General features: G+C 30.3%; 23 protein-coding genes, 3 pseudogenes, 1 riboswitch and 1 other annotated feature. Of the genes and pseudogenes, 18 read left to right on the forward strand and 8 right to left on the reverse strand.

What is annotated here, in order from left to right; genetic code table 11:
* The coding region (locus tag B2671_RS13370) for an NAD-dependent protein deacylase (RefSeq protein ID WP_346870854.1) at window positions 1–621 on the reverse strand (621 nt) is incomplete at its 3' end.
* Window positions 622–886: 265 nt separating this feature from the next.
* Here B2671_RS13370 and B2671_RS13375 point away from each other — a divergent pair.
* The 4 genes from B2671_RS13375 (at window position 887) to B2671_RS13390 (ending at window position 3,897) form a co-directional block, all read left to right on the forward strand.
* Window positions 887–1,420, forward strand: a complete 534-nt coding sequence (locus B2671_RS13375; protein WP_346870855.1) for a flavodoxin domain-containing protein — start codon at window positions 887–889, stop codon at window positions 1,418–1,420.
* Window positions 1,421–1,594: 174 nt separating this feature from the next.
* Window positions 1,595–2,671: a helix-turn-helix transcriptional regulator gene (locus B2671_RS13380; RefSeq protein ID WP_346870856.1), complete on the forward strand. Its 1,077-nt coding sequence runs from the start codon at window positions 1,595–1,597 to the stop codon at window positions 2,669–2,671.
* Window positions 2,672–2,728: 57 nt separating this feature from the next.
* On the forward strand, window positions 2,729–3,400 hold the full coding sequence (locus tag B2671_RS13385; protein ID WP_346870857.1) for a DUF1905 domain-containing protein: 672 nt from the start codon (window positions 2,729–2,731) through the stop codon (window positions 3,398–3,400).
* Window positions 3,401–3,537: 137 nt separating this feature from the next.
* Entirely contained in the window at window positions 3,538–3,897 is a 360-nt protein-coding gene (locus B2671_RS13390; protein WP_346870858.1) for a VOC family protein, read from the forward strand.
* 202 nt (window positions 3,898–4,099) lie between these two features.
* Here the strand turns inward: B2671_RS13390 and B2671_RS13395 are convergent, their stop codons facing one another.
* The 3 genes from B2671_RS13395 to B2671_RS13405 are packed head-to-tail and all read right to left on the reverse strand — an operon-like array spanning window position 4,100 to window position 6,341.
* Window positions 4,100–4,822 (reverse strand): amino acid ABC transporter ATP-binding protein, encoded by a 723-nt coding sequence (locus B2671_RS13395; RefSeq protein ID WP_346870881.1) that lies wholly within the window; start codon window positions 4,820–4,822, stop codon window positions 4,100–4,102.
* Window positions 4,809–5,489, reverse strand: a complete 681-nt coding sequence (locus B2671_RS13400; protein WP_346870859.1) for an amino acid ABC transporter permease — start codon at window positions 5,487–5,489, stop codon at window positions 4,809–4,811. Before B2671_RS13400 ends, B2671_RS13395 begins: the two co-directional genes overlap by 14 nt.
* Before the next feature lie 27 nt (window positions 5,490–5,516).
* Window positions 5,517–6,341 (reverse strand): transporter substrate-binding domain-containing protein, encoded by an 825-nt coding sequence (locus B2671_RS13405; protein ID WP_346870860.1) that lies wholly within the window; start codon window positions 6,339–6,341, stop codon window positions 5,517–5,519.
* A gap of 288 nt (window positions 6,342–6,629) precedes the next feature.
* Between B2671_RS13405 and B2671_RS13410 the strand changes: the two genes are divergently transcribed.
* The 7 genes from B2671_RS13410 to B2671_RS13440 all read left to right on the forward strand — a co-directional run bounded on the left by B2671_RS13410 (window position 6,630) and on the right by B2671_RS13440 (window position 16,677).
* Window positions 6,630–6,920 carry a YhdT family protein gene (locus B2671_RS13410; protein ID WP_346870861.1) on the forward strand — a complete coding sequence of 97 codons (291 nt, stop codon included), beginning with the start codon at window positions 6,630–6,632 and terminating at the stop codon, window positions 6,918–6,920.
* Between the two features lie 15 nt (window positions 6,921–6,935).
* The gene (gene panF / locus B2671_RS13415) at window positions 6,936–8,429 is read left to right on the forward strand and encodes a sodium/pantothenate symporter (protein ID WP_346870862.1); all 1,494 of its coding nucleotides are present in this window, start codon (window positions 6,936–6,938) and stop codon (window positions 8,427–8,429) included.
* Window positions 8,430–8,686: 257 nt separating this feature from the next.
* Entirely contained in the window at window positions 8,687–9,250 is a 564-nt protein-coding gene (locus B2671_RS13420) for a histidine phosphatase family protein (RefSeq protein ID WP_346870863.1), read from the forward strand.
* Between the two features lie 16 nt (window positions 9,251–9,266).
* On the forward strand, window positions 9,267–10,493 hold the full coding sequence (locus tag B2671_RS13425) for an exonuclease SbcCD subunit D (protein WP_346870864.1): 1,227 nt from the start codon (window positions 9,267–9,269) through the stop codon (window positions 10,491–10,493).
* Window positions 10,480–13,974, forward strand: coding sequence for an SbcC/MukB-like Walker B domain-containing protein (locus B2671_RS13430; protein WP_346870865.1), 3,495 nt, complete (start codon window positions 10,480–10,482; stop codon window positions 13,972–13,974). Before B2671_RS13425 ends, B2671_RS13430 begins: the two co-directional genes overlap by 14 nt.
* A gap of 143 nt (window positions 13,975–14,117) precedes the next feature.
* Entirely contained in the window at window positions 14,118–14,531 is a 414-nt protein-coding gene (locus tag B2671_RS13435) for a hypothetical protein (protein WP_346870866.1), read from the forward strand.
* A 56-nt stretch (window positions 14,532–14,587) separates the two neighbouring features.
* Window positions 14,588–14,842, forward strand: a binding site (T-box leader).
* A gap of 179 nt (window positions 14,843–15,021) precedes the next feature.
* On the forward strand, window positions 15,022–16,677 hold the full coding sequence (locus tag B2671_RS13440) for a glutamine--tRNA ligase/YqeY domain fusion protein (RefSeq protein WP_346870867.1): 1,656 nt from the start codon (window positions 15,022–15,024) through the stop codon (window positions 16,675–16,677).
* 122 nt (window positions 16,678–16,799) lie between these two features.
* Here B2671_RS13440 and B2671_RS13445 read toward each other — a convergent pair.
* Window positions 16,800–17,995 (reverse strand): annotated as a pseudogene (locus tag B2671_RS13445) (coenzyme F420-0:L-glutamate ligase).
* A gap of 120 nt (window positions 17,996–18,115) precedes the next feature.
* Here B2671_RS13445 and B2671_RS13450 point away from each other — a divergent pair.
* The gene (locus tag B2671_RS13450) at window positions 18,116–19,009 is read left to right on the forward strand and encodes a LysR family transcriptional regulator (RefSeq protein WP_346870868.1); all 894 of its coding nucleotides are present in this window, start codon (window positions 18,116–18,118) and stop codon (window positions 19,007–19,009) included.
* Between the two features lie 85 nt (window positions 19,010–19,094).
* Here the strand turns inward: B2671_RS13450 and B2671_RS13455 are convergent, their stop codons facing one another.
* Entirely contained in the window at window positions 19,095–19,244 is a 150-nt protein-coding gene (locus B2671_RS13455) for a hypothetical protein (protein WP_167402733.1), read from the reverse strand.
* A 147-nt stretch (window positions 19,245–19,391) separates the two neighbouring features.
* Window positions 19,392–19,490, forward strand: a riboswitch (TPP riboswitch).
* A gap of 216 nt (window positions 19,491–19,706) precedes the next feature.
* On the opposite strand from B2671_RS13455, the gene thiS reads away from it, so the two are divergent.
* The 6 genes and pseudogenes from thiS (at window position 19,707) to B2671_RS13485 (ending at window position 24,257) form a co-directional block, all read left to right on the forward strand.
* Window positions 19,707–19,901, forward strand: coding sequence for a sulfur carrier protein ThiS (thiS, locus tag B2671_RS13460; RefSeq protein ID WP_346870869.1), 195 nt, complete (start codon window positions 19,707–19,709; stop codon window positions 19,899–19,901).
* Between the two features lie 73 nt (window positions 19,902–19,974).
* Window positions 19,975–20,774: pseudogene (gene thiF / locus B2671_RS13465) on the forward strand (sulfur carrier protein ThiS adenylyltransferase ThiF).
* Between the two features lies 1 nt (window position 20,775).
* Complete coding sequence (locus tag B2671_RS13470) at window positions 20,776–21,546, forward strand: thiazole synthase (RefSeq protein WP_346870870.1); 771 nt, start codon at window positions 20,776–20,778, stop codon at window positions 21,544–21,546.
* A gap of 39 nt (window positions 21,547–21,585) precedes the next feature.
* Entirely contained in the window at window positions 21,586–22,689 is a 1,104-nt protein-coding gene (thiH, locus tag B2671_RS13475) for a 2-iminoacetate synthase ThiH (RefSeq protein ID WP_346870871.1), read from the forward strand.
* Window positions 22,686–23,264, forward strand: coding sequence for a thiamine phosphate synthase (locus B2671_RS13480; RefSeq protein ID WP_346870872.1), 579 nt, complete (start codon window positions 22,686–22,688; stop codon window positions 23,262–23,264). The genes thiH and B2671_RS13480 overlap by 4 nt, the downstream gene beginning before the upstream one ends.
* A 159-nt stretch (window positions 23,265–23,423) precedes the next feature.
* The gene (locus tag B2671_RS13485) at window positions 23,424–24,257 is read left to right on the forward strand and encodes a deoxyribonuclease IV (RefSeq protein WP_346870882.1); all 834 of its coding nucleotides are present in this window, start codon (window positions 23,424–23,426) and stop codon (window positions 24,255–24,257) included.
* Window positions 24,258–24,260: 3 nt separating this feature from the next.
* On the opposite strand, the pseudogene B2671_RS13490 reads toward B2671_RS13485, so the two are convergent.
* Together B2671_RS13490 and B2671_RS13495 are read right to left on the reverse strand one after the other, a co-directional pair.
* A pseudogene (locus B2671_RS13490) lies at window positions 24,261–25,038 on the reverse strand (exonuclease domain-containing protein).
* 211 nt (window positions 25,039–25,249) lie between these two features.
* Window positions 25,250–25,459, reverse strand: coding sequence for a cold-shock protein (locus tag B2671_RS13495; protein ID WP_035133808.1), 210 nt, complete (start codon window positions 25,457–25,459; stop codon window positions 25,250–25,252).
* Window positions 25,460–25,461: the final 2 nt, after the last annotated feature.

Here is a 25,461-nt window from a genome sequence, read left to right on the forward strand (position 1 = left end):
AAAGTAGTTGATAAGATTTGCTGCAGGATAAACTACTAGCGAAGTTCCACCTATAATTAATGTGTCTGCTTTTGAGATAGCATCTATAGCTTCTTTAAGTACACTTTCATCTAAACCTTCTTCATATAAAACTACATCAGGTCTAACAGTTCCACTACATTTAGGACAAGTAGGTATTCCTGTAGAATTTAAAATAAAATCCACATCATAGCTATCATTACACTTTATGCAATAGTTTCTGTGAATTGAGCCATGGAGCTCAAATACATTTTTAGAACCAGCTGCTTGATGAAGTCCATCAATGTTTTGAGTAATGATTGCTTTAAGTTTACCCAATTTTTCAAGGTTAGCAAGGGCTATATGTGCTCCATTAGGTTTAGCTTCAGGATATATAAGTTTTGCTTTATAAAAATTAAAAAATTCCTCAGGAAATCTTATAAAGTAAGTATGAGAAACTAACTGTTCAGGAGAAAGTGTCATGTTAAGTCGTGCATTAAAAAGCCCATTAGCACTTCTAAAATCCGGTATATTTGATTCGGTAGATACTCCTGCGCCACCAAAGAATACTATGTTATTGCTATTTCTTAAAATTTGTGTTAGTTTTTCTATTTCAGTATTCATAAAATCATCTCCATAAATTATTTATTAATCCTATTATGACACGAAATTATCGAAAATAAAATATACTTATAGAATGTATTGGATAATATTGTATTTGATGTTATTATCAATAGTGATATTAAAATGATAGAAAGAATATAAATGGATATTAAAAATGAGGCAAAAGATATAATATTAAGAAAGGTTAAAATATAAAAAAACCATTTTACTATTATAGGTATAATAAAAAAATGTAATTAAATCATTATACAAGGAGGTACTAAAGTTGGAAAATACAGTAGTACTATATCAATCAAAGTATGGAGCTACAAAAAAATATGCGGAATGGTTAGCAGAAGAGCTCTCAAGTAACATAATTGAAACAAAACAAGCTGATATAGAACAAGTTGCAAAATACGATACAATTATTTTAGGTGGAGGTATTTATGCAACAGGTATAGCAGGAGTATCTTTTCTAAGAAAACATTATGAAAAACTAAAGGGTAAAAGAATAGTAGTTTTTGCAGTGGGAGCATCTCCATATGATGAAAAAGCTATGACTGCTATAAAAGAGCGTAATTTTAAGGGGAAACTTAATGAAATCCCATGTTTTTATTGTCGTGGTGCTTGGAATGAGAAAAGTATGTCTTGGAAAGACAAAACCCTTTGTAATATTCTTAAAAAAGCTGTTGCAAAAAAAGACCCTAACAATTACGAACCTTGGGAAGCTGCATTAATGCAAGCAATTGGCTCTAACTTCGATTGGACAAACAAAGAAAATCTTAAGCCACTTATTGAGTTTATACAAACAAAATTATAATGATATTTGGGATATGAGACATAGAATAGGCTAATAACTATAACTTATAACCATAAAGTTGAATACCACTCAAGTTTTTTCAACTTAAGTATGAACTACTCTCCATTGTTGACAGTTGTAATTAAGCTTATAATAAAGATACTTAAAGAGCCATATAAGGCGGAGGTAGTGAATATGAATAGATTAAATATTGGAGAAACTATTTTACGGTTAAGAAAAGAAAAAAAGATTACTCAAGAGCAGTTGGCAAGTATGATTGGTATTTCAGCTGGAGCGGTAAGTAAATGGGAGACTGGAAATTCAACGCCCGATATTTCTTTATTAGCTCCATTGGCAAGAGCGTTAGATACTTCTTTAGATATTTTACTGTCCTTTCAACAAGAACTCTCTGAAGTGGAAGTAATTAATATAAAAAAAGAATTAGTTGATGTGTTTTTACATCAGGGATATATTAAAGGAGAACAAAGATGTAAAGAATATGAGAAAGAATATCCTAATAATATATATTTAAAATTGATAATAGCACAATTGATTCAAATGTATTCTATGATGTCAGGTAATGTTTCGGAGGAATGTATAAAGTCTAGAATAGAGTATTGCTTAACTTTACTTTATCAAGTTACTGAAAGTAAGGTTTCAAAATATATATCAGCAGCTTTATTTTCTATTGCTAATATACAAATGACCTTAGAAAACTATGAAGAAAGTGAAAAGGCCCTTAAGGAATTATCAAATTCATTTATAGATCCTATGGTACTATATTCTTCACTGTTACAGAGGCAAGGTAAGAATAAGGAAGCAGAAAACATGTGCAAAGGAATGTTATTACAGTATTTAAACCAAAGTAATGCAATGATATCAATTTTAGCAAGTGTATCAAAGAGTGAACATAATTATGAAAAAGCGGCTTTGTATTTAGATGCTTTAAATCAAGTAGAAAATATATTTAAAATAGGAATGGGTTCAGGAGCATATAATTACTGCAGGCTATATATTGAAGTAGGAGATAAGGAGCTTGCTTCAAAGTGGTTTAACAATTATGTAAAAGAGCTACTTTCTACAGAATACGATTATAGTAATAACCCTTATTTTGAAAATCTTAGATTAGAGGTGGATGTGGAAGGGCAGAAGATAATAAGAAAGAATTTATTTCAATCACTTATGGATGAAGAAGATTTGAAAGTATTATGTGGAAGCCTAGAGTATGAAGAGGCAATTAAAGAACTAAAAAACGCTGTTTCTGAAATGTAAAAGTGGATTTTGTATGTTCATCAAAAAAGTAAAATAAATAACATGTGAGGTTTGATTATGATATATTCATTTAACTCTACTTTTTTAAAAGAAGGTAATAGAATATTTGTATCTATTCCTTTTAATGTATGGGAAACATGCAAGAAAAAAGGAATGATACCTGTTAAGGTAATCATTAATGATGTATATTTTGAGTGTAAGTTGATGCCAAAGGGAAAAGGAGTTTATTACATTCCAATTGTAAAGTCAGTTTTGAATAAAATAAGCTCTGTGGATGAAGTCTGTGTTAAATTTGAGATAATTGAGGGATTAACTAGAATTAATTTCGATAGTCCATATAATAAGGAGAACCCTATAAGAAAGATTGATAACATAGAATATGTTAATCAACCAGATAAGGGGCTTTGTGGACAAGCATGTATTGCTATGTTAACTGGATTATCTATTGATGAAATAATAAATGTTATGCACAGTAATAAATGTCTGGCAAGTATAAGCAAAGTCATTGAGGCACTAGATTATTACGGGATAGCTCATTCAGATAAATTTATTTATACAAGGGGAATAGAAGTAAAGTTTCCTAAATGTTGTATCATTAATGTCCAAGGAAATAAAAAGAGTCATCTTATGGTTTATTATAATGGAATATATTATGATCCTACATATGGAGTTAGGTCAGATTATCCATATGAGAATGTGATTAGTTATTTAGAGATTACTGTTGAATAACTAAAAGGTTACAGTAGAATTTTTATATAAACAAAGTGTTTTTTTATATAAAGGCTATTAATATAAAATATATAAATAAAGAGGATAGTATAAATATATCGTAGTAGGTGTAAAATTAATAAAGTGAGGTAGTATTTATGAATTTAGAAATGGTTACAATAGCAGTAGCAGATTTAGAAAAGTCAGAAAAGTTTTATAAAGAAATTTTAGAGTTAAAAGAAATGCATAGAATAGATGCTCCAGATGGAATACGTATTGTTTTCTTAAAGGATGAAGAGGGTGGAATTATTGAATTAATAGAATATCCGAAGAATTTTACAGGGGTAGAAAAAGTCAATGGTTCAAATGTTTCTATTGTATTTAATGTAAATGACTTCAATGAAGCTGTAAGAAAATTAGAAGAGCAAAATATAAAAATAATTAATGGGCCTATGGAAAGATATATCTTTATACATGATCCAAATGGCGTGAAAATTGGAGTTAGACAAAAGGATTAAAAGATATTTTAACTTTTAAAGGCTGATTTAGCATATTGATAAATAAAGGTTACACTACTACGAAATTATAAATAATAGAAATATAACCAGTGAATTTATTTTCAAAATAAATCACTGGTTATTTTAGTGTGCCCTATATATAAAGAATAAGTATATACTGTGATAAATTATTTTATGAAAATCCATTGAGAATTTTATTGATTTATAAAACCTTAGATAAAAAATCTATAGTTCTAGAGTTTTTAGGATTTCCAAAAAGTTCATCTGGAGTTCCTTCTTCTAGAATTTTTCCTTCATCCATAAATAAAATTCTATCTCCAACTTCTCTTGCAAAGCCCATTTCATGTGTTACTACCACCATGGTCATACCTTCTTTGGCTAGTTCTTTCATAACATTTAAAACTTCGCCAACCATTTCAGGATCTAAAGCAGAGGTAGGTTCGTCAAATAGCATTACATCTGGGTTCATGGCTAAAGCTCTGGCTATTGCTATCCTTTGCTTTTGTCCACCAGATAAGGAGCTTGGGTAAGCACTAGTTTTATCTGTTAGACCTACCATTTTTAAAAGGGATAGAGCCTTTTCATTAGCTGATTGAAGTTTTTCACCTTTTACCTTAATAGGTGATATAGTTATATTTTCTAATACTGATTTATGAGGAAAGAGATTAAATTGTTGAAACACCATTCCCATTTTTTCTCTTAGTTTATTTATATTAGCCTTTTTATCAGTGATATTATTTCCTTCAAATATAATTTCTCCTGAAGTCGGCTCTTCTAGTAGATTAAGGCAACGTAAGAAGGTAGACTTACCAGAACCAGAGGGACCAATAATTACAACAACTTCACCTTTAGTTATATGCTCATCAATTCCCTTTAAAACTTCTAGTTCTCCAAAGTTTTTCTTTAAATTTTTAACGTGAATCATTTCCTTTAAGTCTCCTTTCTGCATAAGCCATTAATCTTCCTAGAGTAAATGTTAGGATAAAGTAGCAGATTGCTGCTACAATTAAGGGCTCAAAGTTTCTATAGGTGGCACCTGTAACTAGCTTAGCACCATAAGTAATCTCTGCTACACCTATAGCTGATGCCATAGATGATTCCTTTATTATAGCCACAAACTCATTACCAATAGCAGGTAAAATATTTCTTATGGCTTGTGGTAATATAATATGTTGCATGGCCATTATTTGATTCATACCTAGACTTCTTGCAGCCTCTAATTGTCCTTTATCTACTGCATCAATTCCACTTCTTATTATTTCTGCCACATAAGCTCCAGAGTTAAGTGAAAGTGCTATTACACAAGCTACTAAAGGAGTAAGTTTAACTCCAAAGGAGGTTGTACCAAAATATACTATAAAAATTTGTAGTAATAAAGGTGTTCCTCTTATGAATTCTATATAAATAGAAGCTATAACCCTAGGAATAGGTACTTTTAATACAGATAATTTGGACCTTTTCATGAAGCAAAGAAGGGTTCCTAGGATTGCTCCAAATAGAACTGATAGCATTGCTACTAATAAAGTCCATTGAATACCTTCTATAAACACTGGATAATATTTTTCTAAAAACTTAAAACTTAAATTAGACATAGCTTCCTCCTTTGTAGCTAGTAAAAATTATTGAGCTGTAACCTCATCTTTACTTAATTTTATAGCTTCTTTATAAAACTCTTGTATTTTACCTTCAGATTCTAATCTTTCTAATGTTTTATTAACTGCTTCTAGCAAAGCATTTTGTCCCTTTGGAAGAGCTATAGCAGAACCACCACCGGAAGTATCATTAATTTTTTCTTTTGCAACAGCTAATTCTTCATGAACCATAGCTTGTATATCAGCTACTGGAAGTTCAACAATTACTGCATCTAAGTTTCCAGCTATTAAATCTTGAATTAAAGTTGGAACTTGTGCTAATAACTTAACATCAGCATTTTCAATTCCCTGAGCTAAAGTAGCTTGTGTAGAACCATTTTGAGCTCCTACTTTTTTGCCTTTCAAATCATTAATACTTTTAATAGTTTCAGAATTGTTTTTATTTATCAATATTCCTTGTTCTGCTTGAAAATATATATTTGAGAAATCTATAACTTCTTTTCTTTCTTCATTAACTGATAGTCCAGACACGCCTAAATCAATGATTCCATTTCTTGTAGCATCACAAATAGTGCTAAATTCCATCTCTTGAATTTCGTATTCTACACCCAAATCTTTAGCAATTTCACTTACTAGAGATATGTCTAGACCAACGGTTTTCTTTTCACCATTTTCCATTATAAAGAATTCATAAGGTGCGTAATCAACACTCATACCTACTTTTAATTTTCCTTCTTTTTTTATTTTAGATAGCAAGTCCACCTCTTCTTTATTACTGCATGCCATTAAAGATAGTGACATGGTACCTACCATAGCTAGTGCAAAAATTTTCTTTAGTATACCTTTTTTCATTTTTGTATCCTCCTTGTATAATAATTTATTACTGTTGCATAATTATACAACTATAACTTATAAATATGCAATAGTTTTTCAATATTTTTTTAAAAAAGATTTATATTTATTAAAAAATTTTATATTTATTTAAGTTAAAATACTATATTAGGGGAAAATAAATTATGAAAACCATTGTGAACTCAATGGTGACGTGATAATATTACTATGTTGTTAAAATGAGGGCTTATTACTAAATGGTACAGCTCTAGAAAACTTATTTATATTGAAATCAAGAGGAGTAAAATTATGAAATTATCAGAAAAAGCTAAGAATCGACAAATGAATAAAGAAGCTATCATTTCTATTATTTTGTATATACTTTATTTTATTTGGTGGTATGTTACTGGCTTTGGACTAGGAAGTGGAGATCCATCTACTTATAAATATGTAATGGGACTACCATTGTGGTTTGTATTAAGTAGTTTTGTAGGACCAATAATACTTATTGTAGCAGTAACATTTACTGTAAAGTACTTATTTGTGGATATGGATTTGGAAAGTGACGAAGAACAAAAGAAGAATCATAAGGAAAAATAAAGTGGGGAATGTAGTATGGAAAAAATGTTAATTGTAATACCAATTATTCTTTATTTAGCATTAAACTTATTTGTAGGAGTTTGGATCAGTAAAAATGCAGCAAAAGAAAATTCTAAAAATGGATTTATTAATAATTACTTCATAGGTGGAAGATCCATGGGAGGGCTTGTTCTTGCTATGACACTAATAGCAACTTATACTAGCGCTAGCAGTTTTATTGGTGGACCTGGAATTGCTTATTCTGTAGGATTAAGCTGGGTATTTGTAGCAGTAACTCAAGTTCCAACAGCATTTTTAACACTAGGAATCTTAGGAAAAAAGCTAGCTATAATATCAAGAAAAATTAATGCTGTAACAGTTACAGATTATTTATACAAAAGATATAAATCACCCACAGTAGTTATAATGGCATCTATTGCTTTAGTAGTATTTTTTATTGTAACTATGGTGGCACAGTTTATTGGAGGAGCTGTACTTTTTCAGTCTATTACAGGGTATTCCTATTTGGTAGGACTAATTCTTTTCGGTACAATAGTTATTATATATACTACCATTGGAGGCTTTAAAGCAGTGGTAGTTACTGACACAATTCAAGGAATTATAATGATAATAGGTACAGGACTAATTATTTACTCCATTATAAAGGTTGGAGGGGGAATGGATACTATTTCAGCTACTTTAAATGAAGTTAATCCAGTATGGAATACCCCTTTATCTGGAGAACATTTTAGTAAAGGATATATAATGTCCTTTTGGGTATTAGTAGGAGTAGGGACCCTTGGACTTCCTCAAAATACAGTTAGAGCTATGGGGTTTAAGAATAGTAAATCTATGCATGATGCCATGATTTATGGAACAGTAGTATTTTTTATTTTAATGTTTGGAATGCTTTTAGCAGGAGTACTTTCTGCAGCAATTCTTCCAAAGGGAATTGCAAATTCAGATACTGTTATTCCAACTTTAGTTATTAATATTATGCATCCTATAGCTGCTGGAATATTTCTTGCAGCACCACTAGCTGCAGTTATGTCAACGGTATCTTCTATGTTAATCTTATCTTCTGCTGCAATTATAAAAGATATATATATGAACTACATTATGAAAAATTATGATGTAAAAGAAGGTAAAGATTTTGAAAAGAAAATATCAAAAATGAGTCTATGGTCCACAGCAATTATAGGGCTTATAGTATTTATTCTTGCAATACAACCTCCATCATTACTTACTTTTATTAATCTATTTGCTTTTGGTGGATTAGAGGCTGCTTTCTTTTGTCCAGTGGTCTTTGGTTTATATTGGAAAAGGGCTAATGCTATGAGGGCTATAATATCTATGATTTGCGGTGTTGGTTCCTTTATAATATTTTACATTACAAAGTTTGCACCAATGGGAGTTCAACCTATAGTGCCCGCTCTTGTGGTAGCTATAATTACATTCTTAATGGGAAGTTATATTGGGAAAAAACCAGATAGAGATGTAATAGAATTATTCTATGGTATAGAAGAATAAAGTGTTTAAATGAGTTTAGAGTTATATCAAAACAAAATTAATGTTTAACTAATATTGTACTTATATTTATTTTAAATGAATGTACAATATTTAATTAAGATTAGAAAATTGTTTTAATATAACTCTTTTTAGTTTTCTATCTTCAATAGTATTCAAAAAATACTAGTAAGTTTTTAATTAAAGATGATACTACAAAATAACTTAAGGTATAATAGAATAATATAGAATTAGAGTTTATTTATAGGAGGGAAGGGAAAATGACCAACATATATTTTATTAGACATTGTGAGCCTGACTTTTCAATTCATGAAGATTTCATTAGACCATTAACGGATAAAGGATTAGAAGATAGTAAAAAAGTAGAGAAAGTATTAAAAAATAAAGAGATTCATGCTATTTACTCTAGTCCATATAAACGTGCAATAGATACCGTTAGGAAGTTAGCAAATACTTTAAATTTAGAAGTAAAAACTAAGGATGATTTAAGAGAGAGGACTATTACAGATCAATGGATATATGATTTTAATGAGTTTGTAAAATGCCAATGGGAGGATTTTGAGTACAAGCTTTCTAAAGGTGAATGTCTTAGACAGGTGCAAGAGAGAAATATAAAAGCACTAAAAGAAATATTAGGTGAGGATAAAGACAAGAATGTAGTAATAGGAACTCATGGCACAGCTTTAAGTACAATATTGAATTATTATAATAAAACTTTTGGTTATGAGGAGTTTAATAGAATAAAAAGTATTATGCCTTGGATTATTGTTATGAAATTTAAGGGTGAGGAATTTATAGGGTTTAAAGAAATAGATATAGATTAATGGAGGGGGAACAAAATTGAGAATACTTCATACTGGAGACTGGCATCTAGGAAAAAATCTAGAGAGTAAGAGTAGGATGGATGAGCAAGAAGAGTTTTTAAAGGACTTTGTAAATATAGTAGAAGAAAATAATATAGATTTAGTTATTATTGCAGGAGATGTCTATGATACAAGTAATCCACCAGCTAGAGCTGAAAAAATGTTTTATGATACTTTAAAGAGAATTTCTAGAAATGGTGAAAGGCTAACCCTTGTAATATCGGGAAATCATGATAATCCAGAGAGATTAGTGGCAGCAGGTCCTTTAGCTATGGACCATGGAATAATTATGGTGGGAACTCCAAAAACTGTAGTTCAACCAGGGAGCTATGGAAAACACAGACTTATTGAATCTGGAGAAGGGTTTATTGAAATTGAAGTTAATGGAGAAAGAGCAGTTATATTAACAGTACCCTATCCCAGTGAAAAAAGATTAAATGAAATATTGTATAGTGGCATGGAAAGTGAAGAAGAAAAATTAATGTCTTATAGTGATAGAATACATGAATTATTTCACACTTTAGAATGTCATTATAGAGAAGACACTATAAATTTAGTAGTATCACATCTATTTGCAATGGGAAGTGAAGAAAGTGGTTCAGAGAGAAGCATACAACTAGGAGGAAGCTACATAGTAAATGGTAGCTGTTTTCCAGAGTCAGCTCAATATATAGCTCTTGGTCATGTGCATAAGCCTCAAATAGTTCCTGGAACTAATAAAAGAGCACGATACTCAGGTTCACCTCTTCATTATAATAAAAAGGAAATTAACTTTAAAAATAAATGCTTTATTATAGATGTAAAGGCTGGAGAAGATAGCGTTATAGAAGAGGTAGAAATAAAGGTTTATAAGCCCATTGAGGTGTGGAAATGTGATGGAGTAGAGGAAGCTATCTTAAAGTGTGAGGAAAATAAGGATAGAAATTGTTGGGTTTATCTTGAAATTTCTACAGATAGATATATAAATGAAGATGAAATAAAGAAAATGAAGACATTAAAAAGAGATATCCTAGAAATTATGCCTAAGATTATAGGGGTGGAGGAAGAGGATGAAAATTCTAGGAGTCTTTCTGAAAAATCCTTTGAAGAGATATTTAAGGATTTTTATAAAAGAGAAAGAGGAGTAGATGCAGAGGATGAAGTGGTTTATTTACTTATGTCTATAATCTCAGAAGAAGGAGGCGAAGATAATGAAACCAATTAGTCTTAAAATTAAAGGATTAAATAGCTTTAATGAAGAGCAATTTATAGATTTTGAAAAGCTTACGGAGCAAGGCTTTTTTGGTATATTTGGGCCTACTGGTAGTGGAAAATCTACAGTATTAGATGGAATAACTTTAGCTTTATATGGAGAGGTTTCAAGAAAAAGTTCAAACTTTATAAATACTAATTGTGATAGCTTAGCTTTAAGTTATACCTTTCAAATTTCAGGAGCAAAGTCTAAGAGATATGTTGTAGATAGAGAATTTAAAAGAGATAAGAAAACGGGTAATCCTATATCAGGAAAATGTAAGATAGTAGACATGACTTTAGAGGAGCCCATAATTTTAGCAGATAAGGTGAAGGAAGTTACTGCAGCTTGTAGAGAGATTATAGGATTAAGTTTAGAGGATTTTACTAGAACTGTAGTGTTACCTCAAGGAAAATTTAGTGAGTTTTTAAGGTTAGAGGGTAGAATGAGAAGAGATATGCTTGAGAGGTTATTTAATTTGCAAAAGTATGGGGATAATCTTACAAGTAAGCTAAAGGCTGAAGTAATCAAGGAAGAAAGTAAATACAAGGAGCTATCTGGTGAGCTTAAGGGTTATGAAAATATAAATGAGGATACATTAAAAGAAAAAGAGGATGAACTAAAAACTTCAACAGATATACTAATAAAAGGTAATGAGGAACTTAAGAAGTTAGCAGAAGATTTTAAGGAAAAAGAAGAAGTTTGGAAGTTAACCTTAGATATCAAAGCCTATGAGGAAAAGAAAAAATCTCTAATGGGAAAAGCTGAAGAAATAGAAGAGTATAAGAAAAAGCTAAAAATTGGTGAAGGTGCAGCTAGGGTTTTACCTTATATAGAAAACTATGAAAATACTCTAAGAGATTTAAAAGCCTCGAAGGAAAAGGAAAATGATTTAAATCTCCAATATGAAAAATTAAAAGTAGAAAAAGATAAACTAGAAAGTAAGTGGAATTTTTGGAGAAAGAAAAAGGATAAGGAATTACCTGACTTAAAAGTAAAAGAAGAAAAGGTTAAGGATGCTTTAATAGAAAAGAAAAACTTAGGTGCTTTAAAAGTTAATATTAGTGAGTTAAGAGAAAGAGTTAAAAGTTTAAATGATCAGGGACAGAAGGCTCAGGGAGAAATAGATATTTTAGATAAAAGAATTCTTAAAGGTGGAAACGTTATAAAAGAAGCTGAGATGAAGTTTGAAGCCCTTAAGATAGATAGTGAATTAAAGGAAAAGGTTCAAAGGGGTATTAGACTTAATGAAAGATTTTTAGATTTAAAAGCTTTAGTAGATAAAGATAAATTAACTTTATCAAAACTAAAAAAAGTTATGGAAGAAGAACACATAAAAGAGGGTTTATGCAGAGAAGAACTTAGTAAAAAGGAAGCATTGCTTAAAGAAAAGGAAGAGGAGTTAGAGAAACTAATTAATACTTGTCCAGGAGAATCTACTGATCTTTTGAATCTTCAAAGATGGATATCTGAGGTAGCAGAAAAGACTAAAAAATATAGCCTTGCAACTGAAGTTATTAAAAGCTCAGAAGAAATTATTAAAAGTTTAAGGGAAGCAGTAAATAAATATGAGAAAAATAAGTCTAAGATAGATGAGACCATTAAAGGGTTAAAAGCAGAAATATTAGAGCTGCAGGTTGAGACTTTAGCAAGTGAGCTTAGAGAAAATTTAAATAAGGGAAAACCTTGCCCTGTTTGTGGTTCTTTAGAGCATCATGTTGAGAATATAAGGCATATAGAAAACCTAGATTTAAATGAAAAAAACGAAAAATTACATGACTTTGAAAGTCAACTTAAGAGAATAGAAATGAATATTACTAGGGACAACACTAAAATCTTAAATTTAGAAGAAAACATTAAGGCTAAAGAACTAGAAATAAAAGCTTTAGGGGATGATTTTAAAGTTGGGAATCTAGAAATATTAGAAGATAAATTTAAGGCGCTAGATAAAGAGCTTTCGCAGTATAACAAAGATAAAGAAGTTTTAGAGACTGTTATAAAAACTTTAAAAGAAGAAAAACTATCCTTAGAAGGGAAAAGCGATACTATAAAATCAATAATAGAGGAAAAGAAAAAGCAATGTAAGGATGTGGACCTAGAATTTAATAAAAATACTCTATCTTGTAGTGCTTTAGAAAATGATATTAGTAGCATAAAAAACTCTATCAATGTAGAAAGTTTTCAAGAAAAAAATGAAGAAATATTAAGGATAGAAAAAGAAAGAGAAGAGTTAGAGAAGAACATAAAAAAGTATAGAAAGGGATTAGATGAACTAATAGATAGCAAGGAATCCCTACAAATAAGCATAAATTCTCTTAGAGAAAACTTAGCTAAAGAAAAATCTGCCCTTATAGAAAAAGAAAAAAGTGCAGAGGAGAAGGAACTTCAAATAAAAGCTAAGGTAGGAGATATGGATAATCTCAAGGACTTATTAATGCAACTTCAGGAAGAAATAAAGACTATAGAAGATTCCTTTAATGGTTATGATAAAAAAAAGGAATCCATGGAAGAAGACTTTAAAAGCTGTAATGAAGCTTTAATAGAAATGATAAGTAAGGTTAGACAGTTAGATAAACGAGAGGAGGAAGAAAGAACTTACTTGAAGGATTGCTTAAGGAAGGAAAGTTTTGAAGATATAGAGCAGGTTAAAGATAATGTAATTTCTAAGGTGGAAATAGAGAGATTAAAGACATTTATTGAAGAGTACAATAATAGCATATCCAAGGTTAATGGGGCTATTGAAAGTTTACTTATAAAGATAAATGGAAGAGAAGTAAGTGAAGAAGCTTGGCAGCAGGTTCAAGAAGAAAAGGCTATAAAAGAAGAGGAAATAAAGGCTTTTACGGAAGTAAATATAAGATGTTCAGAAGAAGTAAATTATATAAAGAAAAAACTATTAGAGTTAAAGGAATTGTTAGATAAAAAAGAAAAATTAGATCATAAATTAGCTCTTCTTGATGATTTAGAAAAGCTATTTAAGGGTAAAAAGTTTGTTGAGTTTGTAGCTGCTACTAGACTTAAATATGTGTCAATGGAAGCCTCTAAAAGACTTAAGGAAATTACTAGTGGAACTTATGGTTTAGAAGTAGATGAACAGGGCAAATTCATAATAAGAGACTATAAAAATGGAGGAGCCTCAAGAGATGCATCCACACTTTCAGGAGGAGAGACCTTTCTAACATCCTTAGCTTTAGCCTTAGCACTATCCTCAGAAATTCAACTTAAGGGAACAGCACCCTTAGAGCTATTCTTTTTAGATGAAGGATTTGGAACACTAGATGATGATTTACTAGAAGTAGTTATGAGTTCCTTAGAGAGAATTCATAATGATAAACTTAAGGTAGGAATAATAAGTCACGTAGAATCTATAAAAAATAGGGTACCAATAAAATTAGTAATTACTCCAGCGGAATCAGGTAGAGGTGGAAGTAAAGTTAAGATTGAAAGAAGTTAATTGCAACAATGATTTTTAATGTTATAATAGATTATTGGCATTAAGAGAAATGTAAATGAGGATGTAACTTAAGACAAGAAGTTTTATTAATTAAATACAAACTCTATGTATGGCAAAATAAATATGTAAAGTGAGAAAAAGATATGAGATATGAAAGATTAGAAAAGCAAATAAATAGACTAGACAATGATATTGATTCTATGGGAGTAGCTAAGAAGTATTTATCAAATATTGATGAAATTAATGAGGTAATTAAAGAATTAAATGAAAAAAGAATAGGCCTTGCTAATGAGTTATATTTTGAAGATCATTCATCCTATGCCCAATGTTGTATAGAGATAAGTAATGTAATTGATAGACCTCTTGGTCAAGAAGCACAATCTGAATTACTTGAGACTATAAAAGAAATCTTTGGAAGAAAATCTCCGAATGTAAGCAAAAAAAGTTATGGACTTAATGCTTGGCTTAAAGAACTGGATATAGAATATAAGTGGATTGAAAAAGAAAATGAAGATTGGGCTACGTTAATAATAAGTGGATTTGGATTACACGAATAAACTNNATTTTATATTGACGAAATAAATATATTTGTATATTATAGATAATAATATTAATAGTAGCTATGATGAGAAAAGTAGATATTTAATTTCTTTTACAGAGAGCTCCAGGTGCTGAAAAGGAGTAAAGAAGTATTTATCGAAACAAGGCTCTGAGCTTCATACGGATTCTTTAAAGATGATGCTATGACGTAGGTCTACGTTACAGGACTAGAGTATAAGTATTTTTAATACCGTACTTGATAAGATTGATATGGTGACATATCTATGAATTTAGGTGGCAACGCGAAGATATAACTCTCGCCCTAAGGACTATAACAGTCCTAGGGTGGGAGTTTTTTTTACGAGCAAAGGGAGAAAGTTGCGTTAGCAATGTCACTCGAAATTTTATATTTGGTTAAGTGAAAAACTATAAAATCTTAAAATTAAAATTTATATATAAATTGGAGGTGAATTTAGTAAAGCTTAAAAAAAGCTTTACTAAGAGGATATGTGTAATGAAAATGATTCTTTAAACTTTGTAGATAGACTAGTGAAGGAAGATATTAATGAGGGGAAATGTGATGAAATTCATACTCGGTTTCCTCCTGAACCTAATGGATATCTCCATATAGGAAGTGCTTATGCAATAAATATAAGCTATGGAATTGCTAAANNAAAGTATAATGGGAAATTCAACTTGAGATTTGATGACACTAACCCAGGTAAAGAGGACCATGAGTATGTAGATGCTATTATTGAAGATATGAAGTGGATGGGGTTTGACTATGAGGATAGACTTTTTTATGGCTCAGATTACAGTGAAAAAATATATAACTATGCTTTATATTTAATAAGAAAGGGAAAAGCTTATGTATGTAATTTAACTCCCGATGAAGTAAGAGTATATAGGGGGACTTTAACAACAACAGGTAAAAATAGTCCATATAGAGATAGAACTATTGAAGAAAATTTAGAGTTATTTGATAAAATGAAGGCTGGTAAATATAAAGAGGGAGAAGCTGTGTTAAGAGCAAAAATAGATATGGCAAGTCCCAATATGAATATGAGAGACCCAGTTATTTATAGAATATCCTATACACAACACTATAAGACTGGTACTCAATGGTGTATATACCCTATGTATGACTATGCTCATCCAATTCAAGACTATATTGAAGGGGTTTCTCATTCCTTATGTTCTAATGAATTCAAAGATCATAGGCCTCTTTATGAATGGGTTTTAAATGAGTTAGATTTAGATAATCCTAAGCCAAGACAAATTGAATTTGGAAGAATGAATTTAAGTGGAGTAGTTACAAGTAAGAGATATTTAAAGATGTTAGTAGCTAGTGGAGAAGTTGATGGATGGGATGATCCAAGACTTTCAACTTTAAAGGGAATGAGAAGAAGAGGGTATACACGAGAGGCAATTTTAAACTTTTTAAGAGAAATTGGAGTTGCTAAGGCTGATACTTTAGTAGATGTTGCTATGCTAGAGAACTCCTTAAGACAAGATTTGAAATTAAAGGTACCTTCTGTTATGGCAGTTCTTGATCCAATAAAAGTTGTAGTAACAAATTTGCCAGAAGAACATCTAGAGTATTTAACCATTGAAAATAACGGTGAAAATGAAGAGTTAGGTAAGAGAGATATGCCTTTTACTAAAGAATTGTATATTGAAAGAGAGGATTTTACTGAAAATCCACCTAAGAAATATAATAGATTAGTATTAGATGGAGAAGTTAGACTTAAGGGAGCATATTTTATAAAATGTAATGAGGTAATAAAGAATGAATCTGGTGAAATAGTAGAACTTAGATGTAGCTATGATCCAGAGACTAAGAGTGGTAGTGGGTTTACTGGAAGAAAAGTTAAGGGTACAATTCACTGGGTAAGTGCAAAGTATGGAGTGCCTTGTGAAGTTAGATTGTTTGAGAATTTATTTAATGATGCTCCATCTGGAGATAATTTATTTGAATATATAAATAAGAATTCTTTAGACGTAAGGAAAAATGCAATTATTGAACCAGCAGCTCTTAGACTAAACAAAGAAGGTAGATTTCAATTTATAAGACATGGATACTTTATAAGAGATACTAGATTATCTAAAGAAAAGCTAGTATTTAATAGAACTGTATCTTTGAAGAGCTCTTATAAAAAGTAAGTCAGTGTATATAAGAAAAATCCATTAAAAATAAAGTATAGAAAATAGCCCAATGGATAAAGAAAATCCTTTGGGCTATTTTTATATAAGTAGGATAAGAAATTACATTAGTTTTTCCTGTATTATTTTGTGTAATTATCGAAATAACCTTGGATGAAGATTATAGGAGTTCCCTTATCTCCACTTCCAGAAGTTAAGTCAGATAATGAACCTATAAGATCAGTAAGTCTTCTTGGAGTAGTACCTTGTGATTCCATAGCACCTACTAAATCAGATTCTTTATTTTTAATATATTCAGAGATAGCAGACTTAAGTTCTTCACCTTTTAAATCAGCAAAGTTATTATCAGCAAGATATTTTAACTTAACTTCATTTGGTGTTCCTTCAAGTCCTGGAGTGTATGCAGGTGATACAACTGGGTCAGCAAGCTCCCAAATCTTACCTACTGGGTCTTTGAATGCTCCATCTCCATAAATCATAACTTCAACAGTTTTTCCAGTTTTCTCTTTAATCATAGCTTGTATATTATCAACTACTGGTTGGCAGTTACGAGGGAAAAGTTTAACTGTTTCCTCTGTAGATTTGTTTGAGCCTAAAAGTCCATAAGCTTCATTGAATCCACTACCATCAATTGATGAAGATAAAATATCATCAAGACTATAAATCTTTTCTCCACCATTTGCCTTAAGTATTTTCTTAGTTCTGAATCTAGTGTGAATGTCACAAGTAAGTATACTCTTTGTATAATCTAATATAGTTTTTGGATTATTTGAGAATATAACTTCACACTCTACTCCATAGCTTTCAACTAGAGATTTATAATATTCAATATAATCAACACCGGTAAATGGATGTTTATTAAATCCGAAGTGTTCACGGAATTGCTTTTCAGTTAGAACATCTGTCCAAGGATTAACTCCTTTTTCATCTAGGATATCTAAGTCTACTAAATGGTTACCAACCTCATCAGAAGGATAGCTAAGCATTAAAACAATTTTTTTAGCACCCTTTGCAATACCACGAAGGCATATAGCAAAACGGTTACGGCTTAGTATTGGGAATATTACTCCCACAGTATCTTCACCAAACTTTGAGCTTACATCTTTAGCAATATTGTCTATAGAAGCATAATTTCCTTGCGCACGAGCAACTACAGATTCAGTTACAGTAACTACATCTTTATCATTAATTGAGAAACCTTCAACTTTAGCAGCAGTTAGCACGCTNNGCTATCTACAACGATTTCTTCAATGTTATCTCCTTTGTTTATGATTGGGCAACGAAGTCCTCTAACAACAGTTCCAACGACTCTTTCCAATTACAACATCTCCTTTATGTAAAATTACATTAATTTTTAAAACCTACACTTGTAATATACACCATTTTAGTGGTATAAGTAAAATAAATAGATTAAATAGTAGATATAAGGAGTACTTATATGATAAGTAAATTAGATTTATATAAAGTGTTTTGTATGGTGGGAAAGCATGAAAGTTTTTCAAGGGCTGCTAAAGAGTTATACATGACTCAACCTGCAGTAAGTCAATCTATTATGCAGTTAGAAAGAGAGCTAGATATAAGGCTTTTCACAAGAACTTCTAAAGGGGTTATACTTACAAATGAAGGGCGAATTTTATTTGAATATGCTAGCTCTGCCATGAATTTGATACATGTTGGAGAAGATAAACTTTTGAAAATTAAGAATATGATGATAGGAGATTTAAAAATAGGTGTAGGAGATACCATATCAAGATATTTTTTATTACCCTATTTAGAACAATTTCACAAGGAATATCCCAATATTAAGTTTAAAATAATAAATGCCACAACCTTAGAGCTTTGTGCTAGTGTAAAGTCAGGGGAAATAGATATTGCAATTTGCAATTTTCCTATTGAAGATTCTGCACTGGAACTTAGAGAATGTATGGATATTCATGATATATTTGTCTGTGGAAATAAGTACAAGAACCTTTGCTCTAAACCCATTAGCCTTGAAGAAATAACAGAATTACCATTAATATTATTAGAATCTAAATCTATATCAAGGCAATACATAGAGAAATATATGTTATCCAAAGGAATTAAAATTACTGCTGAAATCGAATTAGGATCTTATGATTTATTATTAGAATTTGCAAGGGCAAACTTAGGAGTAGCCTGTGTTATTAAAGAATTTTCAAAAGAATATTTAGAAAAAGGCATAGTATACAAAGTGAAATTAAAGGAAGAAATACCTAAAAGAAGTATAGGGCTCTGCTTTTTAAAGAGCGTGTCCCTTTCTCCAGCAACTACAAAATTTATTGAAATACTAGAGAATAAAATAGAGATATAGAACAAAAACATATACAAAAATAGAATATACCCTGAAAGATTAACACACAAAATAGAGCATTACTTTACAGGGTATTTTGTATTAACTAAAAATGACTACTTACTTCTTCTCTTTCAATTCTTTTTACATCCTTTAATCTTAAATGAGTTACATCCATAATTTTATCATAAGATTCACCATCTATAAGCATTTGTTTAGCTTTTTCACGTAGCTCAGGGTTATCTTCTAATTTCATAAATTTAACCTCCTTCAACATTTCGTTCAATCTTATTTTGTGATTATTATAAAAAACTATTCATATATATATAGGAGCACAATTAGGTATTTATTGAATAGTATAGTTGAATTTGTAAATCCACAATGTTATAATAAATATAATTTAATAGATAGCTAGGGGTGCCAGTTTGGCTGAGAAGGAAAGTCCTAACTCTAAGAACCTGATATGGTTAGTACCATCGGAGGGAAGCAAATAATAAGTCTTATTTTTTATGTAAAATAAAAGCCTTGCTTATGCAAGACTAGTGTTTTTATAAAAGCTTAAGTAAAGATATAATTTTAATTATTAATATCTAAGCTTACAGAAGAGAATATTATTATGTGAGTTATTGAGATTTTCAACACCTAGCATTTGTTAGGTGTTTTTTATTTTTTAAAATAAGTTAGTTAATGTACACAGGTATTGAAAGAGGGTGAAAATATGAAGGTTAATGGAAAAAATATAGATATGAATGGAATAACTACTATAAGCAGTTTATTAAGTAAGTTAGATGTTAATGAAGAAAAGGTGGTAGTGGAATTAAATAAAGAAATAATACCTAGAGAAAATTATTGGGAAATATATTTAAAAGAAGAGGATATTATAGAAGTTATATCTTTTGTAGGAGGAGGCTAAAAAGAAATTATAAATGTATTTGAAAAGAATTTTACAGAAAGATATAGAGTGGTGGAATTGTTTGAAAGAGAAAATTAAAATTAACGTTAATGAAAACATAGAAGAAGTTAATAAGGGTGAAACTTGTCTTGGTTTAAAGAATAGGCTTAAGCCTAGTAGTGATGTGGTGATACTAAATGGATTTCCTTTAGTTAAAGATAAGATATTAAAGGAAGGTGACAATATTGTTTTTATAAAGAGAGGACAAGTTCCAAGTAAAGATGAACTTAAAGGCGTTATGATGGCAAGGCATACACCAGGGGTACATGAAAAAGTATCAAAGGCAAGAGTAGCCATTGCAGGTGTAGGAGGACTTGGATCTAATATTGCTATATCCTTAGCACGGTTAGGAGTGGGATTTATAAGAATAATAGATTTTGATGTGGTAGAACCATCAAATTTAAATAGACAGCAATACTTAATAAGAGATATAGGAGAATATAAGGTTATAGCTTTAAAAAAACAACTCTTAGAAATAAATCCATTTATAGAGGTAAATAAAAAAATTGAGAAAATAGAAAAGGGGAATATAAAAGAATTATTTGAAGATGTAGATATTGTGTTAGAAGCTTTGGATAGTGCAAATTATAAAGCAATGTTGTGTAATGAGATATTAACTAAAATTAAGGAATCGGTCCTTATAGCATCATCAGGTNNTTTTATTCTTCTAATGATATACAAACTAAAAAGATAAACCATAGGTTTTATATTTGTGGAGATGGAGTAAATGAAGCTAAGGAAGGATCTGGACTCATGGCACCAAGGGTAGCAATATGTGCAAATCATATGGCAAATATGGCACTTAGAATTATGTTGAAAGAAGGGGAAAGTTAAAATGGAAGATATATTAAAAATAGGTGGAGTAGAATTAAAAAATAGATTATTTGTAGGTACAGGTAAGTATCCGTCTAATAAACTTATAAAGGAAGTCTTGAGTGAAAGTAATTCACAGGTTATTACTTTAGCCCTAAGAAGGATAGATTTAGATAATAAGGAAGAAGATATTTTATCTAATATACCTAAGAATGTTATTTTATTGCCAAATACTTCAGGAGCAACTAATGCAGAAGAAGCAGTTAGAATTGCAAGAATTGCCAAAGCTATGGGATGTGGTAACTGGATAAAAATTGAGGTTATATCGGATTCAAAGTATCTGCTTCCAGATAATGAAGAAACTATAAAAGCTACAGAAATATTAGCCAAAGAAGGATTTACAGTACTCCCATATATGTGTCCAGATTTATATGCAGGGAGAAGATTAATAGAAGCGGGAGCATCGGCGGTTATGCCTTTAGGAGCACCTATAGGAAGTAATAGAGGTATAAGAACTAAGGAACTTATTGAAATAATGATAGATGAACTAGATACTCCAATTATAGTGGATGCTGGAATAGGAAAGCCATCACAAGCAATGGAAGCTATGGAAATGGGAGCAGCAGCATGTCTTGTTAATACAGCTATAGCTTCTTCAAAAAATCCAGCTAATATGGCAAAAGCCTTTAGTATGGCAGTAGAAGGCGGACGACTTGCTTATTTATCTAAATTTGGGACTGTTTCTAAAAGTGGAAATGCATCTTCACCACTTACAGGATTTTTAGGAGAGTAAAAAACTTTACACTAACGGAAAATTTGAGGAGATGAAAAAATGAGTTTTTATAGTACCATAGAAAAATTTAAGGATTTTGACTTTAATAGATATTGGAGTAGGGTAAAAGTAGAAGATGTAGAGAGAAGTATTAATGAAAAAAATCCAAATTATGAGGACTTGCTTAATTTATTATCACCAGTAGCAGAAAAAGTATTAGAAGATATGGCAGTAAAGGCAAAGGAATTATCGTTAAGACACTTTGGAAGAACTATTTTATTATATACTCCAATTTATATTTCAAATTATTGTGTTAATAAATGCTCTTATTGTGGATATAATCTTGAAAATTCTATAAGTAGAAAAAAGCTAACTTTGGAGGAAATAAAATCAGAATCAGAAGCAGTTGCTAAACAAGGATTTAAGCACATTATTCTATTAACAGGAGAAAGTCAAATTCATTCCCCAACTAGTTATATAGTAGATGCTATAAAAGTAATGAAAGAATACTTTCCATCTATAACCTTAGAGGTACAGCCCTTAAGTGAAGATGATTATAAAAAAACTGTAGAAGTAGGAGCAGAAGGTCTTACTGTATACCAAGAAACCTATGATGAAGAAATTTATGATAGAGTTCATTTAGCAGGACCTAAAAAGAATTATAAATTTAGATTAGATACACCAGAAAGAGGAGCAAGAGCTGGAATGAGAAGTATAAGTATTGGTGCTCTTCTTGGACTAGGTGATTTTAGAAGAGATGCCTTTTTCACAGCTCTACATGGAGAGTATATTAGAAAGAAATATCCCCATGTAGAAATCACTTATTCACCTCCAAGAATCAGACCTTGTGAGGGTGGATTAAAGGGGTTGAATCCAGTGGAAGATAAAAAAATGGTACAAGTTATGTTAGCTTATAAAATCTTTGCACAGCAAAGTGGAATAAATGTTTCTACACGAGAAGATCATGAAATGAGAAAAAACCTTATACCTTTAGGAATCACCAAGATGAGTGCAGGTGTGTCTACAGAGGTTGGAGGTCATGCATTAAAAACTAAAGGTACATCACAATTTTCCATAAATGATGAAGGTTCAGTAGAAGAAATAAAAGAAATGATAATAGAAGCAGGGTTTCAACCAATATTTAAGGATTGGGAAAGAATTTGATTTACCTAATAACAAATAGGCATTTAGTTAGTGAAGAGAAATATTTTAAAACCCTGCAAGAAGCTTCACTGGCTGGTGTGGATAGAATAATATTAAGAGAAAAAGATTTAGATGATGAAGATTTAGAAAGATTTTATTATAAAATAAAGGAGCTAGTAATTGGAAGTACTGAGATAATAATAAATTCTAATATGAAAATTTTTGAGAAAGTAAAGGAAAGAACAGTTCATCTATCTTTTAAAGATTTTATGAATTTAGATAATAAAAAGAAATTTAATGTAGGAGTTTCTGTACATTCTTTAGAAGAAGGTATAAGGGCAGATAAAAAGGGGTGTAGCTATATACTAGCATCTCATATATTTTCTACCAAGTGTAAAGAAGGATTAAAGCCTAAGGGCGTTGAATTTATTCAAGAATTAAAGAAAGTAGTTACTTGTCCTATCATAGCTTTAGGTGGAATATCAATAGAAAATGCTTCAAAGGTTATAGAAGCAGGAGCTTATGGAGTAGCATTAATGTCTACATTTTTTTATTGTGAAGACGTATATGACCTAGTTAGAACCTTAAAATACTAATAGTTGTTTGCAAATAATAAAAATTATCCGTTGCAAATATATCTTCTATTATAGTATCATTGTATTAAAGTTAGATTATTGAAACTTAAATTATAAGGGATATAGAAATAGAATACAAAATTAGAAGTTTTGTAATAATAGAAGATGGAGGTAATGAAAATTTTAAATATAGGATGTCACTTATCTACAACTAAGGGTTTTGAAAATATGGGAAAGGAAGCACTTTCAATAGGAGCTAATACCTTTCAATTTTTTACTAGAAATCCTAGGGGTGGAAAGGCAAAGGCTATAGATGAAAAAGATGTTGCTGCCCTTTTAAGAATAATGAAAGAAAATAAATTTACTATTATACTGGCTCATGCACCTTACACATTGAATGCTTGTTCAGCAGATGAAAACACTAGAAAATTTGCATTAGAAATGATGACAGATGATTTATTAAGAATGGAGTACTTACCTAATAATCTATATAATTTTCACCCAGGTAGTCATGTTAAACAAGGTGTAGAAGTTGGGATTAATTATATTGTAGATATGCTTAATACTGTTATTAAGCCGCAGCAGACTACTACTGTGTTATTAGAAACCATGGCAGGTAAGGGGACAGAAGTAGGGAGAAATTTTGAAGAAATAGCTGAAATTATTAATAGAGTAGAGCTAAAAGATCATATGGGAGTGTGTCTTGATACCTGTCACGTATATGATGCAGGATATGATATAGTTAATAATTTAGATGGAGTTTTAGAAGAGTTTGATAGAATAATTGGATTAGAAAAATTGAAAGCAATTCATTTAAATGATAGCAAAAATCCTTTTGAAAGTCATAAGGACAGACATGAAAAAATTGGTGAAGGTTCTTTAGGAATTGAAACCATTACTAATATTATTAATCATCCTAAATTATGCAACTTACCATTTTTCCTTGAAACTCCAAATGACGTTGAGGGATATGGCAAAGAAATAGAAATATTAAGAAGAAAGGCTCTTAGCTAACAGCTAAGAGTCTTCTTTCTTTATAATTACAAATTGCTTTGTTCTACCCATATTATAAGCAAGGCTTATCATAGACTTTTCTTCTTTAGTTAGACTTCTCTTGTACATTTTTTTAAATTGATCAAATACTCCATTCATATCAACTTTTTCTTTAACAGAAGAGGTACTTCTAGAAGGGTTAGTATATAATAAAGGCTTTATATTTTTATTGAAAATCTTCTTTAATACTTCTGCTGTATAATAAGCATCATTACTCGCGTCATGAAAATCACCATGAAGGGGTATATCCAAAAGCTCAATTGCATTTTTAAGCCCAATTTTTATACCTTTTTTACTATTAAAATATTTTGATGCATGGCTTTGCACGTCGATATATTTAAGTGGAAGAGAAGTAGTAGATATATTATGAAATTTTATATTTCGTAAAAGTTCTTTTATATCTACTATCCCCCATACACAGAGAACTGCTTCTTCTTCACCAATAAATTTAGTAAATTTATCGTAAATATTAGGAAAGGTTTCTGAAGAATTTATATCATTATTACTTATTTTAGTAAGGTTTTCCACATAAGGATGTAGAGTTGTGTGAATAGTTGGCTTAATTAAAAAATTAAATGTGGATATCTTTTCGNNCATTCAATTTTAAAGCTCCTATCTGAATAATTTCAAAGGGGAAACTTAAATTATTGCTCTTTTCTACACATTGATTTTTTTCTAAACAATGTTCTTTTTTATCTTCATATTTTTGATTAAATTCTAAGTCAAATATTATATAGTTCATTACATCACCACTTTTAACATATAAAATCAATTATCTTAGTATTGGTTATGTATTAATTAATTATTAAAAAACATAGAGTAACCAATACTGTACAACTATCTATAATAACAGAATTTGTAGCAATTATATAGCTTTTATTATCTAAAAAGCATAAAAATAGGCTACCTTAAGATTAAATAATTTAACCCTAAGATAACCTTTTAAATTCAAGTTATAGCTTTTGAACATTGACAGCCATGGGTCCTTTAGCTCCATCAGTAATATCAAAAGTTACACTTTCACCTTCATGTAAATCTTTATTAGTTCCTTTTTCTTTTATTTGAGAATGATGTACAAATACATCATTGCCCTCATTACAAGAAATAAATCCATAACCCTTTCCTTCATCATACCATTTAACAATACCAGTTATACTAGACAATA

The sequence above is a fragment of the Clostridium sp. UBA5119 genome, assembly GCF_002414285.1.
Classification (GTDB): domain Bacteria; phylum Bacillota; class Clostridia; order Clostridiales; family Clostridiaceae; genus Clostridium_J; species Clostridium_J sulfidigenes.

Coding starts and splice junctions, on each gene's coding strand:
- thiH (WP_346870871.1), top strand. CDS start 21,586: ATGAGTTTTTATAGTACCATAGAAAAATTTAAGGATTTTGACTTTAAT.
- B2671_RS13410 (WP_346870861.1), top strand. CDS start 6,630: ATGAAATTATCAGAAAAAGCTAAGAATCGACAAATGAATAAAGAAGCT.
- B2671_RS13420 (WP_346870863.1), top strand. CDS start 8,687: ATGACCAACATATATTTTATTAGACATTGTGAGCCTGACTTTTCAATT.
- B2671_RS13380 (WP_346870856.1), top strand. CDS start 1,595: ATGAATAGATTAAATATTGGAGAAACTATTTTACGGTTAAGAAAAGAA.
- B2671_RS13390 (WP_346870858.1), top strand. CDS start 3,538: ATGAATTTAGAAATGGTTACAATAGCAGTAGCAGATTTAGAAAAGTCA.
- B2671_RS13405 (WP_346870860.1), bottom strand. CDS start 6,341: ATGAAAAAAGGTATACTAAAGAAAATTTTTGCACTAGCTATGGTAGGT.
- panF (WP_346870862.1), top strand. CDS start 6,936: ATGGAAAAAATGTTAATTGTAATACCAATTATTCTTTATTTAGCATTA.
- B2671_RS13400 (WP_346870859.1), bottom strand. CDS start 5,489: ATGTCTAATTTAAGTTTTAAGTTTTTAGAAAAATATTATCCAGTGTTT.
- B2671_RS13395 (WP_346870881.1), bottom strand. CDS start 4,822: ATGATTCACGTTAAAAATTTAAAGAAAAACTTTGGAGAACTAGAAGTT.
- B2671_RS13435 (WP_346870866.1), top strand. CDS start 14,118: ATGAGATATGAAAGATTAGAAAAGCAAATAAATAGACTAGACAATGAT.
- B2671_RS13385 (WP_346870857.1), top strand. CDS start 2,729: ATGATATATTCATTTAACTCTACTTTTTTAAAAGAAGGTAATAGAATA.
- B2671_RS13455 (WP_167402733.1), bottom strand. CDS start 19,244: ATGAAATTAGAAGATAACCCTGAGCTACGTGAAAAAGCTAAACAAATG.
- B2671_RS13450 (WP_346870868.1), top strand. CDS start 18,116: ATGATAAGTAAATTAGATTTATATAAAGTGTTTTGTATGGTGGGAAAG.
- B2671_RS13470 (WP_346870870.1), top strand. CDS start 20,776: ATGGAAGATATATTAAAAATAGGTGGAGTAGAATTAAAAAATAGATTA.
- B2671_RS13430 (WP_346870865.1), top strand. CDS start 10,480: ATGAAACCAATTAGTCTTAAAATTAAAGGATTAAATAGCTTTAATGAA.
- thiS (WP_346870869.1), top strand. CDS start 19,707: ATGAAGGTTAATGGAAAAAATATAGATATGAATGGAATAACTACTATA.